This window comes from Paenibacillus sp. RC67, from assembly GCF_030020805.1.
Lineage (GTDB): Bacteria > Bacillota > Bacilli > Paenibacillales > NBRC-103111 > Paenibacillus_S.
This window is the reverse complement of record NZ_CP125098.1, coordinates 7,178,423-7,195,088: the sequence shown is the minus strand read 5'-3', so window position 1 is coordinate 7,195,088 and position 16,666 is coordinate 7,178,423. Positions and strand designations below refer to the sequence as shown.

The window sequence follows — 16,666 nt, the reverse complement described above, 5'->3', positions numbered from 1 at the left end:
TTTTTATTTGTTGAAAAATAGCAGGATGAAGCCGACGGAGAAGCCATACAACACGACCGTTAGCAAAATATGCTTGTCCTCGAGCAGCAGCTTTTCCGGGCGCCCGCCCTTGTCTTCCATATGAATCAGGTATAAATAACGAAACATCCCGTATAGCACGAAAATAAGTGTCCACATTAGGTGGATCGTGCGTCCCGACGTAAAAGTAAACAGCGCATAGCTCATGATGGTTGCTGTCGTGGCGATAGCCGACATTTGGTTCAGCATTTCCATCGAATACGATTCCAGCACTTTGCGGTGCGCTCCTTTGCCGCCTTCGAGCAGCGACAGCTCATGACGTCTTTTCCCAATAGCCAGGAACAAGGCAAGCAGCATGGTGCAGATCAGAAACCAAGGCGTGAGAGACACGCCGATCACCAGACCTCCGCCAACTGCCCGCAGAACAAAGCCGGATGCAATGATCAGCAAATCGAGAATGACGACATGCTTTAGCTTCAAGGAATAGAGCACATTTAAGAAAAAATACGCGGACAGGACAACCCCGAACAAAGGCTGGAAGCGAAACGCCACCAGAATGCAGCACAACAGCAAAACAAATCCGAACACCAATGCCATCTGAGGCTGAATGGCCCCGGAGGCCAGCGGCCGAAGCTTTTTCTCCGGATGCATCCGGTCTCTTTCCCGATCTACGTAATCGTTCAAAATGTACACACAGCTGGAAACGAGACAGAACAAGACAAAGCCGGTCATAGCTCGAATTAGCAAATTCAAGTCTGCTTGTTGGATGGAAAAAATAAGTGCGGCGAATACCAGCAAGTTCTTGGTCCATTGTCGCGGGCGCATCAATTGCAAATATTGCATCGGGAGCGCACGGCTTTCACCTCGCTTGACTTGAGCTTTCGTTTGGTCCATACCCCATTCTCCTTTTCGTTTTAATTTTTGATACGTGCAGGGCAGATGGGTATCTGGGTTTCCTTCTGTTCCGCCATTCATTATATCGAATTCACCATTCGATAAAAAGAACGAAACTATGCCGTTTTTTGGAGAATTCTAGAGGAATCTCAATGATTTCGTTCTCTAAATCGAAATATTTCGCGTTTTTCGATTTTTATTTTCCTTAAAACTGCGATATACTCCAAAGTATCGTTCTGTATATGGAACGAATGACCCGTTCTCCAAATAGAACGATTTTCGGCAAATGCTCGATTAGAGCATCTGTTACACCAAAGGATAGGAACGATGGCGCATGTTGGGAAAGCGAGTGAGGAAGCTGCGCTTGGAGAGGGGACTTTCCTTATCCGAGCTGTCACAAGCCTCAGGTGTGGCCAAATCGTACCTGAGCACCCTTGAGCGGAACATTCAGTCGAATCCGTCCATTCAATTGCTGGATAAAATTGCGGACGCACTGGACATTTCTTTGGAACAGCTGGTCCAACCGGAAGCGAAGGAACAAGCCCCTTTATTAAGGCAAGCCTGGTATGAGCTGTTCGAAGAGGCGGTGAATGCCGGCATCAGCCGGGAGGAGCTCAAGCGGTTCATTGAACTGCAAAAACGATAATTTCATTAAAACAACCATGAGGAGGAGTAAATAATGTGCGGTATTGTAGGTTATATCGGCAGTAGAGATTCACAGCCGATTCTTTTGGAAGGATTGAAAAAACTGGAGTATCGTGGGTATGACTCGGCCGGAGTGGCTATTTATACCGATACAGGTCTGAAGCTGAACAAAGCGAAGGGAAGAATTACCGAGCTGGAGCATAGGCTGCAATTCGAGCCTCTGGAGGGCTCTGCAGGTATAGGCCATACACGATGGGCGACCCACGGCAAGCCCTCAGATGAAAATTCCCATCCTCATACAGACAAGGATCGGACCATCTCTGTCGTACATAACGGCATTATTGAAAATCATATGCAGCTGAAGGAAGAGCTTGAGATGCTCGGCTATACCTTTGTATCCGAAACGGATACGGAAGTATTATCCCATCTGATTGCCCATTATTATGAAGGCAGCCTGATACAGGCTGTTCGCCAAGCGACTTCACGAATTAGGGGCGCCTACGCCATTGCCGTGTTATCGGCCTATGAGCCGGACAAGCTGGTCGCGGTGCGGAACGCAAGTCCGCTAATTATAGGCGTCGGTCATGGCGAGAATTTCATTGGATCAGATATTCCGGCCATATTGGAATACACGCGGGATGTCTACATCTTGAAGGATGGTGAAATGGCCGTATTAACCCGCGAAGGGGTCGATCTGATGACCTTGGAAGGCAATTTTATCGCAACACAGCTGTTTCACATTGACTGGGACTTGTTGATGGCTGAGAAGAACGGCTTCGATACGTTCATGCTGAAGGAGATTCACGAACAGCCGAGGGCATACCGGGATACAATGCGCGGAAGAATTGACGAGGACCTTCAGAAGATCGTATTGCCGGGGGTACAGCTAACGGAGGATCAGGTCCGCTCTATTAAGCAAATCCATATCGTAGCTTGCGGAACCGCTTATCATGCGGGGCTGGTCGGCAAAACAGTCATCGAGCGGCTGACCCGCCTTCCCGTGGAGATCGATTTGGCGTCGGAGTATCGGTACCGGATGCCCGTCATTCCGGAATCTACACTGGTCATTGCTGTCAGCCAGTCCGGTGAAACCGCCGATACGCTCGCTGCCATGCGCGAAGCGAAGGCGAATGGGGCTCGCATTCTAGCTATTACGAATGTGGTCGGCAGCTCTGTCGCGCGTGAAGCCGACGATGTCCTGTTCACGCTGGCAGGTCCGGAAATTGCTGTCGCCTCAACCAAAGCCTATACGACACAGCTGATCGGCTTTTATTTGCTCGGACTGTACATGGCGGAAGCGCGAAGCTCGATCGATAAGGTAACACAGATCGAGATGCTGGCTATGCTGGAACGGCTGCCTATGCAGGTGGAAAATATTTTCCTGCACCTAGAGCCTATTGAACAGCTTGCTCACCAGATTACCCGCCATGAGCATCTGTTCTTTATCGGTCGGGGACTGGATTACTGCGTCGCGATGGAAGCCTCTCTCAAGCTGAAAGAAATTTCGTATATTCATTCGGAAGCTTATGCCGCAGGTGAGCTGAAGCACGGATCGCTCGCCCTGATCGAAGATGGAACCCCCGTCATTGCCTTGGCCACCGATGACCGGCTGATGGAGAAAACCATCAGCAATATCAAAGAAGTCAAAGCGCGGGGAGCTTACGTTATTGCTATTGCGTTAGAAGGCAATATGGAGCTTGCCAAGACAGCGGATCACGTCATTTATGTGCCGTATACCCACAGCCTGCTGACTCCTGCCGTTAGCGTGGTTCCGCTGCAGCTATTGGCTTACTATACTGCATCGCTTAGAGGCAACGATGTGGATAAGCCACGAAATTTAGCCAAAAGCGTTACAGTAGAATAAAAATACAGCATGCTGCTGGAGGAGAGAAACGTATGGAGATGGAGCCATTACAAGAAACGGCTTCCGTATTGTACGTACTGGGAGCCGCAATAGCCTGTGGTTTCGGAGTCTTGGGGCTGCTGCGATTCCGCAATTTAAGAAACACTAGACAACTGAACCAAAGTCTTGCCAAACATCAGGACTATTTCGCCTATTTGAGTGTCCAGATGGACGATACCGAGGTTCTGCTGCCTCCGCCAGGTTCCTTGACCCAGGTGGAGCTTCGAGCAGTGCAGTCCAAGCTGCTGGAATGGATCGAGACGATCCACGGTCGGCACCGGGACAAGCTTACAACCTTGTGTCGTGATATGGGGCTGATCGAAATGGAGCGTCGGCGCTTGAACAGTCCTTGGCACGTAGTTCGTGTAGAGGCTGCTTACCACTTGGGAGTGATGCGCTCCGGTGAATGCATCGAAGCGCTGCTGGAGCTGCTGGAGCGCGAGACAGCGGAGTCGACCGCGTTCGTGATCGGACGTGCGGCCGCCAAATGTGCTCAGAAGCCGGACGAGCTGCATCGGCTCATGTCGCTGCTCCTGAAGCGGCATCCCCATGCCTTACACCTGACTGCGGATATCCTTTCCGCCTCTTCGCTGGATCCGGCGCCCCTATACGCCCGGATATTGGAGACTGAAACGGACGAAGCGATGTTAAAGCTGGCTTTGATCGGCTTGTCTGCAGGGAACCATCCGTACAGCATAGCGGCACTGGACCGCTTACTGCTGTCGGATGCCGTGGATGTGAGGATTAGCGCCGCTAAGCTGCTGCTAAAATATCCGCAGCTTCTGCCTTCAGGCCGCGTTGGCGAGCTGCTCTGCCATCCTGATGAGGAGATCAGGGCCGCCGCCGCGCAAGCGGTCGGGGAGCACCAGCTGCTGTTCTATATCGAACCACTGAAGGCATCACTTACCGATCCGCAGTGGCAGGTACGCTATAGCAGTGCCAGAAGCTTGGTCTACCTCGGCCTCGAAGGCTTCGAAGTTCTGTGCGAAACCGCCCGCGATATGAAAGCGGGACCTGCTCAGGACACGGTGTGGAATGCCATTCATGAGGCGATGGACCGGTCGGCCGCAGCTGCAGCGCAAGAGGTGCGGCAAATTCCACTGCAAAACGAGCTGTCCCGCTTGTATCGAACGATTTTTCAACAAAACTACACGAGCCTTCCCGTCACGGCAGATTCCCATCGGTTCGTAGAAAGAGGAACCGGATGAGATCATTTTTATTGGATTATGGTATTGCAGCCACTTACTTAATTATCGGGTCCAGCCTGCTGTACATGTTCATCCTGGCTGTATCCCATCGGAAAATGCTATCGCTGGTCAAAAGCACCATGTACTCCCGATACAGGGAGCTCGCAGGCTCCGAGCACGTGCCTCCCGTATCAATTCTGGTGCCTTCCCATAATGAGGAGCTCACGATTATTGAGAGCGTACGCTCATTGATGCTGCTTGAGTTTCCGGTCTACGAGATCATTGTGATTAATGACGGTTCCCGTGACCGCACCTTGCAGGTATTGATAGAGGAGTTCGACTTGAAGTCGAACCGCTTGACTCATTATCAAACTCACGTTGATTCCAAGCCGATTCTGGGCATGTATCATAACCCACTGTATCCGAAATTGATCGTCATTGATAAAGCGAATGGAGGCAAAGCGGACGCATTGAACGCTGGCATCAACGTTGCCCAATACCCTCTTGTGGCGACCATTGATGCCGACAGCTTATTGGAAAAAGATGCGCTCATCCGCTTGGTCAAGGTTTACATGGAAAATCCGGAGGAGCATATTGCAATCGGCGGCAATGTGCGCATCGCCAATGGCAGCACGGTAGAGGACGGTCGCGTCACCTCCGTTCGCTTGCCGAGCAAATGGCTTCCCGCCCTGCAATACGTGGAATACATGAAGGCTTTCCTTGGTGGGCGAATCGGCTGGAGCTCTGTGAACGGGCTCTTGATCGTATCCGGAGCCTTCGGACTGTTCCGTAAGGACTGCCTGATTGAAGTCGGCGGCTATGAAGACGAATGTCCTGGCGAGGACATGAATATCGTCATGAAGCTGCACCGGCATAAACTCGCACAGAATTTGCCTTATAAAATCATCTTTTGCCCCGATGCCGTTTGCTGGACGCAGGCGCCGGATACGCTGAGTATTCTGGGTTCGCAGCGCCGCCGCTGGATCCGGGGAACTTTATGGAACGTGATCCGATTCCGTTCGATGCTTTTTATCCCGAAATACAAGGTTATTGGCTGGCTGTCGCTGCCTTATACCATTTTGTACGAGACGATTAGTCCCTACATTCGTTTATCCGGATTGGCTGCGCTAGTCGGCTATGTACTGATGGATATGACACAGCTGCCGGTACTGCTCGTTTTTCTGCTTGCGAACCTGCTAATTGGGCTCGTATTTACTCTCGGCTCTCTCATCATCGAAGAAATGGCTATGGGACGGAAGGTCAGCGGCCCGAGTTTGCTCCGCATTCTGGGATTGTCCGTCATCATTTCTATTTATTTTGACCCATTGAACGCTTGGTGGAAATTGCACGGCCATTGGGATTATATCCGGAGAAACAAAGGCTGGGGGAACATGGTTCGGCGCAGCTGGGCGACAGGGGACACGGCAAAAGCAGGTGTTTCCGTTCCAGAATCCAAAGCTTCGAAGGCACAAGCCATCTGATTGCTTGCTTACTTATTAACATCTCAATCAACTCTCAAAACGAAATGGAGTGAACCTATATGAAAACCTCTTTGTTATCTCAATCCGTAGGGTCAGACCGTCTTTATCATCAAATCAATCAAGTGCTGCAATCCTCTGCAGGGTGGAACAGCTGCGGGGTGATTATTGCTCATTCCCGTCTCTTGCGAGCTATAGAGCTGCAGGATTTGGAAACGCGTTTGAAGATGGAGGATTTGAACTTGATGGTGCTGTCCACATATGAAGCGGATGAAGAGCTGCTCACCCTATTGCTTCCAGGACAATCACTGTCCTTCACCCATTATTTGGCCATAACAGTAAAAGCGTTCCTTCAAGATGCCGGGTTTCTGTCCGGTAGTCTTGCGGTAGCAAGCTTCCCTGAGAGCTCTCAGCTCACGAAGGAGGCACTTGGTGATTTCAAAGCCCTGACAGAAGAAGCAGGCCGTATGAATCATGAAATCGCCATCTATTCAGGACAGCCGGTCGGAGCTGCAGCCCCAAGCATCGTCATGGTTGAGCCGAATGGGGATCTGCAGGATTTCCTCCATATGCGTCTCGGCCACCAAGGGTACGATGTTCATCCCGCGCAGGATGGCTTGGAAGGGCTGCGGCTCATCGAAGCCGTTAAGCCTAATCTGGTTCTTACAGAGCTGATGCTGCCCGCACTCGACGGATACCAGCTCATTCACCGCGTATCGCAATCGGAGCAAGCTCCAGACTGCCAAGTCGTTGTGATGACCGATCTGGGCGTTGAGCAGGACGTATACAAATGCTTCGAGCTCGGCGTCGCAGACATTATCCGCAAGCCGTTCTCGCCTGTGGAGCTGGAGGCTCGCCTGCGAAGATTGCTGGCTTAATTGAAGAGAATAGGAGTTAGATCAGCTTGTTGAAAAACCCTATCCTACGGAAATATGCGAAAGGTGATAGGTGGGGTATCCCCTGTAGGAGCGATAGCGTTCGCCTTTGTTCTCGGAAAATCCCCCGCTATAAAGCGAATGTAATCAAAATTTTCCGAGAACAACAGCGGCCGGAAGGGGGTAACCCACAGGGGGACCTAAGCAATTTTCAGATTTTCAGGTTTTTCGACAGACTCGAGTAGATAAGGAGTTTAAAGCCATGAAGGGTACACGCTTCCCCGTCACCTGGCTGCTGCGCCTGATTGCGGTTGTTCTCGTCGGCACCCTCATCTGGCACTATTGGCCTGCCAAGAAGGTCGAGAGCATGAAGAGCTCCGACGGATCGCACATCAAGTTTCGCACCCAGGATGACCACATCGAAATGTACGATAAACAGCAATGGACTCCTTTTTTCGCAAAAGGAGTCAACGTAGGCGCAGCGCTGCCGGGGCATGACCCTGGGGAGCTGCCTATAGCCAAGGAAACCTATTTGAAATGGTTCCAGCAAATTCAGCAGCTTGGCTCCAATACCATTAGGGTATACACCATTCTATCCCCGGTTTTTTATGAAGCCCTAGTGGAATACAATCAGAAGCATGCGGACAATCCGCTTTATTTTATCCAGGGTGTCTGGACGCCCGAGGAAGAATTAATCGAGAAAAAAGATGCTTATTTGGACGACATCTACCAGCAATTTGAGAATGAAATTACATTGGCTGTCGGCGCTGTCTATGGGACGATCGAAATTCCGGAGCGCTTCGGCAAAGCCAGCGGTGAATATCGTTCCAACGCGGGTCCTTATCTGCTAGCCTGGCATCTGGGCACAGAATGGGAACCGAATATGGTGAAGAACACCAACGATAAGCATAAGGACAAAATCGGATACCAAGGCACCTTTATATCCGCCAAGCCTGAGGCGAGTCCATTCGAAAATTGGCTGGCGCGCCTGCTGGACCATCTAGCTGTGCAGGAAGAGCAAAATGGCTGGAAGCATCCGCTGACATTCACGAACTGGGTGACAACCGATCCTTTAAAGCACCCTGGAGAAATTCTCATACAGGAAGACATGTCCAGTGTAGATGCGACCCATATCGATGCTACCGGCTGGCAGGGTGGTTACTTCGCATCGTTTCACGTCTATCCGTATTATCCGGACTTCTTCCGGTTAGATACGACTTTGCAAGATGTCAAGAATGAGGACGGAACCTTCAACACCTACCGAAGCTACCTGCACCAATTGAAGGCGTACCATAAGGGGCTTCCTGTCATGATCACGGAGTTCGGTGTCCCATCCTCCTTAGGTATCGGCCATCTGGCTAACATGGACCGCAATCAGGGCGGGCATGACGAAGTCGAGCAAGGACGGATTAACGCATCGCTGCTGCAGGATATTCATGCCGAGGGGATGGCCGGGGGCATTGTATTTTCATGGCAGGATGAATGGTTCAAGCGGACATGGAACACGATGGAATTCGAAATCCCTCAGGCACGTCGTAAATATTGGCACAATGTGCTTACGAATGAGCAGTATTTCGGACTTGTTGCGGAAGCGACCGGCAAGGAGGGAGTGCTTAACATCGACGGCGACAGCAGCGATTGGAACAAGCTCAAGGCCGAGGACAAGCAAGTGCTTCAAGGGTCCTACCCGGGCTATAAATCGATAACTATGACGCATGATGAAGCTTATGTGTATATTCTGGCGGAGCTCGACAAGCCATTTGATCCCGAGCATGAGCTGTTGAATCTGGGAGTGGATACGGTTCCCGGTGGCAACAAGCATGCGAAGGAGCTTGGCGGACGTCAATTAGACGAAGGTCTGGAGACGCTCATCACTTTAGGCAAAGATAACGAAAGTGAAGTGAAGATCGCGTCCAATTATGATTTTCACACCCGATTATATGGGAAGCTGTACGGCATGCTTCAGGTGAAGCCAGAGGAGATGAAGGAGGATTCCGGTGTGTTTAACCCTTGGAAACTGGCTGTCGGATTGGAGATGATTCCTCCTGACTCGACGAAATACCATCCGTTCGAGGATGTGCCAGCCGGCCACTTAGTTAGAGGCACAACAAACCGCACCTCACCGGATTTCAATTCTCTCGCCATGTGGCAGGCCAAAGGAAATATAGTCGAAATGCGCATCCCCTGGATGCTGTTAGGCTTTACCGATCCGAGCTCCTTACAGGTCATGAGCTACGAAGAGAAGGACGGAAAGCTGACCGCGACAACCGCCCAAGGCATCCGTATTCTTCCGTGGATTCAGCAGCGAAGCGAACAAAGTGTTCCGACTGGAGCAGGGGAAGCAGCTGCCGAGACCGTTGCTGTATCTAAGCTGCCCATCTACAGCTGGCCTGTCTGGGATAAGGTCGAATATCACGAAACATTGAAGCAAAGCTATGATCTTATGAAAAAAGCGTTCGAACAGATAAAAAGCCCTTCCTGAAGAAAGGACTTCCAGCAATGCCCATGCTAGCGGGCTATTCTGGTTTGCTGCGCGAGTTGCGCCATTTGTTGAATTCCACAAATTCCGCAAACTGCTCCTTGCTGACGCCGGAAGCTTTCGCTTCCCGTAACAGCTCCAACCACTCCTCATCGAGCTGTCCTTGAGGGGTGGTTTCATTATGCAGTAAGGTTTCTACTGAAACCCCCAGCACCTGACTGATTTTTTCCAGAAAATGAACCGATGGATTCGATCTCAGGTCTCTCTCTATCGAACTCAAATACGATTTGGCCACACCTGCCTTCTCTGCCAGCTCAGAGAGAGAAAGCCCTTGCGCCAAACGCAATTCCTTGACTTTTTTGCCAAACATGGTCGTGACCCCTTTATGCTCTTTCGTCAATTATATAGTATTATTATAGTTTAACAAATAATAAGCCGTCTCTTTTATTTATTGTAATCGCTTTCAAATATATTAAAAAAAGAAGAATCCGCAGATTCTATAAAAAACAGCTTATTCTTCTTCTTGGTTATGGGCGTTTTTCATCTTTATATTTGTTTTTTTACATTCATTGAAAAATTGCCGGACTTCCTCTGTAGAAAGTCCCGAATCACGGGCGGCGATCATCAGGTGAAACCAATTCATATCCTGACTTTTAGTATGTACAGTCGAAGACAATGACATAGCCCAATCCCTCCTGGTTTCGGAAATTTGGCACATTATACTGTTCGTCTAAAGGTCTCGATTTCTGTCGTTTGAGAACAAAGTTTGGGATATTCTAACATAATTACACCACGATGATGGACATGAGAACCTAGGATAGGGTATACCCAGTGCGAATCATAAATAGTTGCAAAAACCAAACCAATCTCAAAAGAGCCATTCTATTTCAACGATGCTTTCAGCATGCTCCTTAACAAGGAAGGAGAGAGTATCCCTCGATGTTAAAGTAACTAAGTAGATGAAAAAATCTGAATATTAAAAATGTTCACGTTAACATAGATAAAAATGCGCAGGCCTGTTATAATTTTATTAGCAAAACCAAAGTCTAAAAATAAGCTGGAGGTTCAATGATGAAACTTTCCGTATTTACTGTTGTTACACCGGACCTGTCACCCGAAGAATTAGCTGCTGCCGCCAAAGAAGCAGGTATTGAAGGCATCGAATGGCGTTTTAAAGAAGTTCCTGAGGAATTGAAGAATGAGAAGCCGTCCTTTTGGCGGAATAACCTGTGCTCCATCGATCCATCTGCTTCGGATGAAGAAATTGAGCGTTTCGCACGCGTAGCTCGCGAGCATGGTCTGCAAACGATCAGCGTTACGCCTTATTTAAAGGCTGGAGATATTGAAGCTACGGAGCGTGTATTGCAGGTTGCTCAAAAATTAGGTGCAAAAGTGATCCGTGTCGGCGTTCCTAACTATGACGGTTCGACCCATTATAATGAGCTGTTCGATCTGGAAGTTCGTTACTTGGAGGCTGTTGAGCCTTTGGCTAAAAAATATGGTGTGAAATGTCTCGTAGAGACGCATCACAACACCATTATTGCCAGCGCGTCCGCAGCGCTTCGTTTGGTGAGCCGCTTCGATCCGAATCACATCGGCGTTTTGTTTGATCCAGGCAACATGGTTCATGAAGGATATGAAAACTTCCGCATGGGTATGGAGCTGTTGGGACCTTACTTGGCTCATGTTCATATTAAAAATACAGGCTGGAAAAAAACAGATGTTCGCGAAGACGGCTCGCAAGGCTGGACTTCCTACTGGGAACCAAACCTGGAGGGTATCGTGAACTGGAGAAAAGTGCTTAGCGATTTGAAAGCGATCGGCTACGACGGCTATTTGGGCGTAGAGGATTTCAGCTGCAAATACGAGTCCAAGGAATTACTGAAGCAGTATGGCGAAGAAGTTCGCGGTATCCTTGCTTCCATCTAATAAGATTGCAGCAAAACCCGCTTGTCGGTTTATACCGGCAGCGGTTTTTTGTTTTGTGTGATGAATCAATAATGTGAAAGAGCTGATGGGACGCAGCGGTTTGGCTCTATTCGGTAATTGATGATAATATAGAAGCCATATAGGGAAGGAAAAAGGAGTCTGAACAAGTCCGATGAATCCTGTTGCCAAAATGCTTATTATCGGCGGTATTGTTATGGTCGCTGCGGGACTGTTATGGGCGGTCGGGAGTAAGTATTTGCAAATAGGCCGACTGCCCGGCGACATTGTGGTGGAGAAAGAAAACTTCAAGTTTTATTTTCCTGTCGTGACCTGCATTGTCATTAGCGTCGTATTATCGCTCGTTATGTATGTGATTCGTTGGTTCACGAAGTGAGCCAGCGGCGCTTGTTTTAGGTTGTGAGTTGGGATGGGCGTTTTTAAGTAGACTAAGGCCGGGCTATTTGGGAGTCCGGTCTTGTCGCATCTTATGGTGGGGAAAGGAAATAGGATGGAGGGTGAGGGTTTAATGCTGAGAAGCAGCATTAATGGCCGATTGAAAAGATTAGAGTGCACATTAATGCTGAAAAACAGCGTTAACGCACCACGCTCCTCTAATGAGAGCTGAAAAGTGGTTCCATAACGCTGAAATACAGAGTTAATGGCAGGTGGAAGAGACTGGAGTTCACTTTAATGCTGAAAAACAGCGTTAACGATAGATGAAACGTGTTACGCCTCCGATTAACGGAAATTCAGCGTTAATGGGAGGCGTTCCCGTCAATTAGAAGCCGCGTCAGAGTCAGAGACATCAAGGGCATTGCTTTCGCTTGGTTCGTACAGCTAAGCTGACTTCGTGATCCGCTAAACATGGTGCGGTTTCATCGGTCCGGTTCCTGTTGCGTTCGGCTTATGTCCACCGTGGTGCATTTTGCGGCGCAAGGTAGGGCAGCACATAGCGGTCTAGGCCATAGCGTCCGGCATTGGCGCCTGCGGCAAGTACGAATACTGTCAGCAGAATCATTTGCACGTTCGTGCTGGTCGAACCCGAGAACAGGAAGGCAAAGTTCATGACAGCACCCATCAATGCGGCGAAAGTAGTAAAGAGTCCGAGTAGAAGGGCGATGCCAACCAAGATTTCTCCCCACATGACAAGGAAGTTAAACAATTCGACATTGGGGAGAGCTACCTTATTCAAGAATGCTGCCCACCAAGGTTGAACGACAGGATGGTCGCCGACGGCTTTTTTCACCGCTCCGGCGAGGAATCCCTGAGCATCAAATGGCTTGTCACCGCTCCATTTCTCAATCCCTGCAGTAAGCCACGACCAACCGAGATAAAGTCTGAATACGAGCCAAAGCGCGGAAGCTATTTTGTTTTCCCTAAACCATGTCATGAACATGAGGATCATCTCCTTCGATTATTTGTCTTTATCATACGCTCTCTTTATCGGAATTCATGTGAAAATAATCACAAAGTTTAAGAAAATTATGGATCCTTTGTGAATGGGTAATAAGAGGAACTACGTGAAAATAAAATTCTATTATTGCACTTAATAGAATATAGATTAGTAGACAACGGACAAGAGGTGAAAAACATAATGATTCGCACACGACGCAATGCCGCAGCAAGCAGCAGGCTCCGCAGCGGCCTGCTGCTTGCGCTTGCGGCCAGCCTGCTGACAGCATCAGCAGGCTGTGCCGCCAACAAGCCCGACGCCGCGCCACCCGGCGTCGATGCTGGCTCCGCCGCTGCCGTGACCCAGCCCCACGGCAGCGGCGAGCCGAACCCGCCGACTGCGGCGCAGCAGTCGGCGGGGTACCGCTTCCCGCTGACGGGGCTCGTCAGCGGAAAGCCTGTCCATGACCGACCGGTGGTGGTCATGGTGGAGAATGCGCCGCAGGCCCGGCCGCAAAGCGGACTCGATCAGGCTGATCTCGTCTACGAGATTTTGGCCGAGGGCGAGATCACGCGCTTTGTGGCCGTGTACCAGGCCCAAGCGCCGAAGATCATCGGGCCGGTGCGCAGCATCCGGCCGTATTTCGTCAAGCTGGGTGAAGCGCTTGACGGCGTCATCGTCCATGCCGGGTGGAGCCAGGATGCGATGGACCTTATCGCCGAGCATAAGCTCGACCATCTGGATGAGGTGTACGGGGACAGCGCGTATTATTGGCGGTCCAATGACCGCAAAATGCCGCACAATTTGTACACCAGTATGGAAAAAATACGTCAGGGCGCAGCCAACAAACAATTCCGCAATGAATGGAATATTCAAGGGGCCTCGTACGCTTTTGCATTCGAAAAGCCGCAGCTATCCTCGGGAAAGCCGGTGACCAAAGCGACGATTAACTATATTCGAGGATATAACGTCTCGTACGAGTACGATTCCGAGATCGGTTTGTATAAGCGGTTCATGGAAGGGAAACCCCACAACGATAAGGAAACCGGCAAGCAGCTGACTGCAGCCAATATCCTCGTTTGTGAGAGCAAGCATCAAATTCTCGATAATGAAGGCCGTCGAGATGTGGATGTGACCGGGCCGGGCAAAGGCTATTTGCTTCAGGGAGGACTAATGAAGGAAGTGACGTGGGAACAGAAGAACGGAATGATCCGCGCCTTTTCGGGCGGTAGTGAGCTCGCCATGCTGCCAGGCCCAACGTGGGTTCAGGTGATCCCTGAAGACTGGAGAAATTGACACCCAATAATATGATTGAATAGTTCAAAAATAATGATTGAATCCATCATAAATCTGCGTTATGATTTCCTCGTAAAGATGTTATCCAACGTTAGAACAAAGGAGAGGATTCGGTTGACTAAAGGTGTGTCAACGCCGCTTTCTGCGGTTTTAATAGGTGCGGGACAACGATGTATGATCTATGCTTCTTACGCAGAGAAGCATCCTGAGCAGCTTCACATAGCTGCGGTGGTTGAGCCGGACGCAGAACGTAGAAAGCTTGCTGCTGATCGTTTTGGGATTGAAGATGATCGCTGCTTTGATACCGTCGCTCAATTGATAGCGCTTCCCAAACTTGCGGATGCCGCCATTAACGGGACGATGGACGAGCTGCATGTACAAACTACAATTCCGTTGCTAGAAGCCGGGTATGACGTACTTCTGGAAAAACCGATTGGAGTGACCGAGGAAGAGGTGCTGGAGCTCAAGCGTATCGCAGACGCTAATGGGCGTAAGGTGATGATTTGTCATGTGCTACGCTATGCTCCTTTCTATACAGCCATCCGCGAACGGATTGCTGCAGGGGAGATAGGCGAAGTTGTTAATATCCAAACCTCCGAGCATGTAAGCTATCATCATATGGCGGTTTCGTTTATCCGCGGCAAATGGGGCTCGCAGGAAAAGTGTAAATCATCGATGCTAATGGCCAAATGCTGCCATGATCTTGATTTGATTACTTGGCTGAACGGTGACGCTCGCCCGGTCAAGGTCAGCAGCTTCGGAAGCCTTTCCCATTTCCGCTCCGATAAAGCTCCGGCAGGTGCGGGTACTCGCTGCTTGACCGATTGCAGCATTGAGGAGTCCTGTCCGTACTCGGCCAAGAAAAACTATATCGAGCAGGGACGTTGGGGCTTTTATGTGTGGAATAATCATCATTTAGGTGCCAGGCTGAGCACTGAAGATAAGCTGGAATCGCTGCGCACCGTTAATCCGTACGGACGTTGCGTGTGGCACTGCGATAACGACGTCGTAGATCGCCAATCGGTCATTATCGAGTTTGATAACGGAAGCACGGCCTCCCATAATATGATCGGCGCCACTCCGAAAGCTTGCCGCATTCTCCATATTATTGGAACGAAGGGCGAAATCGAGGGTGTTATGGAGGATGGGCATTTCGTAGTCCGCCATCCGGACCCTAGACCAGGACAGAGCTATACCGAAGAGCATGTGAAGCTGGACGTTAAGGATGATGGTCACGGAGGCGGAGATTTGAGGCTGGTCGAGGATTTTGTAAAAATGCTGAGCGGAGATCAAACTTCCGTTATGTCTACGACACTGGATCAGTCCATTTCCGGTCATCGGATCGGGTTTGCCGCCGAACGGTCACGGCTCGAAGGCCAAGTCATCTTACTTTAATGGTTTGTAATGAAAATGAAATCTTTTTTTCATCTTAGATTAATGTTGCAAGCCTATAATAATAAGTGACCCCCCTTTTCATATAAATACATTGGATGAAGATCCGCAGCCACCGTTGGCATGCGGGTCTCTTTTTGTTCGTTAACGCTCTTCGATTTGCGGAGCTCCGCTACAATAATTACCAATTTCCAAGTATAATGGGAGCATATCGATGGAAATCGTGTAGGTATAAGGCACGCAGCCTCCGCCCATGCCTAGAAAGGGAGAATTGGATGAAGAGACTAGATGATATTCATCTTCGCGATCCGTTCATTTTACCGGTTGAACATGAACGCAAATATTATTTGTACGGTACTTCGGGGGAGACTGCCTGGGCCGGGAAGCCGCAAGGATTTGACGTTTACGTAAGCGATGATCTGGTGAACTGGGATGGGCCTCACCCGGCCTTTCGACCGGATGCTTCATTCTGGGCGGACCGTCATTATTGGGCACCGGAGGTACATGAATGGAAGGGCAGCTACTACATGTTTGCCAGCTTCAAGTCAGAGGACCGATGCCGCGCAACCGAAATTCTTAAGGCTGATCGCCCGGAGGGCCCTTATAAGCCGCATGGCAGTGGTCCTGTAACGCCTGTCGATTGGGAATGCTTGGATGGCACCTTATATGTGGATCGTTCCGGGGAACCCTGGATTGTATTTTGCCACGAATGGCTCCAGGTTAAGGACGGAGAAATCTGCGCATTGCGCTTATCCTCCGATTTGACGGAGACGCAGGGCGATGTGATTACCTTATTTAAGGCATCCGATGCGCCGTGGGTGCGGCCGGTTCGGGAAGGGGATACGTTCGTAACGGATGGGCCTTTCTTTTATAGCTCCAGCACAGGCGAACTCCTACTTCTATGGTCCAGCTTTGGGGAGCAGGGCTATGCGATGGGCATCGCACGCTCTTTGAACGGGGACATTATTGGACCCTGGGTGCATGAAGCAGAGCCGGTTTACCGGAAGGACGGCGGACATGGCATGCTGTTCCACGGGCTGCTGGGCGGCTTGATGCTGACGATTCATAAACCGAACAACAACCCTAACGAACGACCGCATATTTTTCCTGTAGAGGATTGCGGTGGAACCTTAAACGTAGGAGCTTCAATAATCTAACTCTTAACTCAAACACAGCC

General features: G+C 49.9%; 16 protein-coding genes. 11 read left to right on the top strand and 5 right to left on the bottom strand.

Translation table 11 applies throughout. The features are described 5' to 3' along the window. Positions 1-3 precede the first annotated feature (3 nt). Entirely contained in the window at positions 4-912 is a 909-nt protein-coding gene (locus QMA13_RS32480; protein WP_282937765.1) for a decaprenyl-phosphate phosphoribosyltransferase, read from the bottom strand. Positions 913-1,246: 334 nt separating this feature from the next. On the opposite strand from QMA13_RS32480, the gene QMA13_RS32475 reads away from it, so the two are divergent. From QMA13_RS32475 to QMA13_RS32450, 6 genes are all read left to right on the top strand, one after another. Next, complete coding sequence (locus QMA13_RS32475) at positions 1,247-1,558, top strand: helix-turn-helix domain-containing protein (RefSeq protein WP_282937764.1); 312 nt, start codon at positions 1,247-1,249, stop codon at positions 1,556-1,558. 33 nt (positions 1,559-1,591) lie between these two features. After that, positions 1,592-3,421, top strand: coding sequence for a glutamine--fructose-6-phosphate transaminase (isomerizing) (glmS, locus tag QMA13_RS32470; protein ID WP_282937763.1), 1,830 nt, complete (start codon positions 1,592-1,594; stop codon positions 3,419-3,421). A 38-nt stretch (positions 3,422-3,459) separates the two neighbouring features. Continuing rightward, positions 3,460-4,668 carry a HEAT repeat domain-containing protein gene (locus QMA13_RS32465; protein ID WP_282937762.1) on the top strand — a complete coding sequence of 403 codons (1,209 nt, stop codon included), beginning with the start codon at positions 3,460-3,462 and terminating at the stop codon, positions 4,666-4,668. Beyond that, a complete protein-coding gene (locus QMA13_RS32460; RefSeq protein WP_282937761.1) occupies positions 4,665-6,128 on the top strand; it encodes a glycosyltransferase family 2 protein in 1,464 nt (487 codons plus the stop codon). The genes QMA13_RS32465 and QMA13_RS32460 overlap by 4 nt, the downstream gene beginning before the upstream one ends. Positions 6,129-6,187: 59 nt before the next feature. Further along, the gene (locus tag QMA13_RS32455) at positions 6,188-7,003 is read left to right on the top strand and encodes a response regulator transcription factor (RefSeq protein ID WP_282937760.1); all 816 of its coding nucleotides are present in this window, start codon (positions 6,188-6,190) and stop codon (positions 7,001-7,003) included. A 259-nt stretch (positions 7,004-7,262) separates the two neighbouring features. Further along, positions 7,263-9,482 (top strand): hypothetical protein, encoded by a 2,220-nt coding sequence (locus tag QMA13_RS32450; protein WP_282937759.1) that lies wholly within the window; start codon positions 7,263-7,265, stop codon positions 9,480-9,482. A 34-nt stretch (positions 9,483-9,516) separates the two neighbouring features. Here QMA13_RS32450 and QMA13_RS32445 read toward each other — a convergent pair whose 3' ends face one another. Both QMA13_RS32445 and QMA13_RS32440 read right to left on the bottom strand, forming a co-directional pair. Next, positions 9,517-9,849, bottom strand: a complete 333-nt coding sequence (locus tag QMA13_RS32445; RefSeq protein WP_282937758.1) for a helix-turn-helix domain-containing protein — start codon at positions 9,847-9,849, stop codon at positions 9,517-9,519. A gap of 141 nt (positions 9,850-9,990) precedes the next feature. After that, positions 9,991-10,161 carry an anti-repressor SinI family protein gene (locus tag QMA13_RS32440; RefSeq protein ID WP_282937757.1) on the bottom strand — a complete coding sequence of 57 codons (171 nt, stop codon included), beginning with the start codon at positions 10,159-10,161 and terminating at the stop codon, positions 9,991-9,993. Positions 10,162-10,550: 389 nt separating this feature from the next. On the opposite strand from QMA13_RS32440, the gene QMA13_RS32435 reads away from it, so the two are divergent. Both QMA13_RS32435 and QMA13_RS32430 read left to right on the top strand, forming a co-directional pair. Beyond that, on the top strand, positions 10,551-11,408 hold the full coding sequence (locus tag QMA13_RS32435; protein WP_282943667.1) for a sugar phosphate isomerase/epimerase family protein: 858 nt from the start codon (positions 10,551-10,553) through the stop codon (positions 11,406-11,408). A gap of 172 nt (positions 11,409-11,580) precedes the next feature. Next, positions 11,581-11,802: a DUF2905 domain-containing protein gene (locus QMA13_RS32430; protein WP_282937756.1), complete on the top strand. Its 222-nt coding sequence runs from the start codon at positions 11,581-11,583 to the stop codon at positions 11,800-11,802. Between the two features lie 510 nt (positions 11,803-12,312). On the opposite strand, the gene QMA13_RS32425 is transcribed toward QMA13_RS32430, so the two are convergent. Both QMA13_RS32425 and QMA13_RS32420 read right to left on the bottom strand, forming a co-directional pair. Then, positions 12,313-12,804 carry a DoxX family protein gene (locus tag QMA13_RS32425; protein WP_282937755.1) on the bottom strand — a complete coding sequence of 164 codons (492 nt, stop codon included), beginning with the start codon at positions 12,802-12,804 and terminating at the stop codon, positions 12,313-12,315. An 86-nt stretch (positions 12,805-12,890) separates the two neighbouring features. After that, positions 12,891-13,286, bottom strand: coding sequence for a hypothetical protein (locus QMA13_RS32420; RefSeq protein WP_282943711.1), 396 nt, complete (start codon positions 13,284-13,286; stop codon positions 12,891-12,893). Between QMA13_RS32420 and QMA13_RS32415 the strand changes: the two genes are divergently transcribed. The 3 genes from QMA13_RS32415 (at position 13,285) to QMA13_RS32405 (ending at position 16,646) form a co-directional block, all read left to right on the top strand. Next, the gene (locus QMA13_RS32415; protein ID WP_282943666.1) at positions 13,285-14,097 is read left to right on the top strand and encodes a DUF3048 domain-containing protein; all 813 of its coding nucleotides are present in this window, start codon (positions 13,285-13,287) and stop codon (positions 14,095-14,097) included. The genes QMA13_RS32420 and QMA13_RS32415 overlap by 2 nt on opposite strands. A 114-nt stretch (positions 14,098-14,211) precedes the next feature. Continuing rightward, on the top strand, positions 14,212-15,492 hold the full coding sequence (locus QMA13_RS32410) for a Gfo/Idh/MocA family protein (protein WP_282937754.1): 1,281 nt from the start codon (positions 14,212-14,214) through the stop codon (positions 15,490-15,492). A 272-nt stretch (positions 15,493-15,764) separates the two neighbouring features. Continuing rightward, the gene (locus QMA13_RS32405) at positions 15,765-16,646 is read left to right on the top strand and encodes a glycoside hydrolase family 43 protein (RefSeq protein WP_282937753.1); all 882 of its coding nucleotides are present in this window, start codon (positions 15,765-15,767) and stop codon (positions 16,644-16,646) included. The last annotated feature ends 20 nt before the right edge of the window (positions 16,647-16,666 follow it).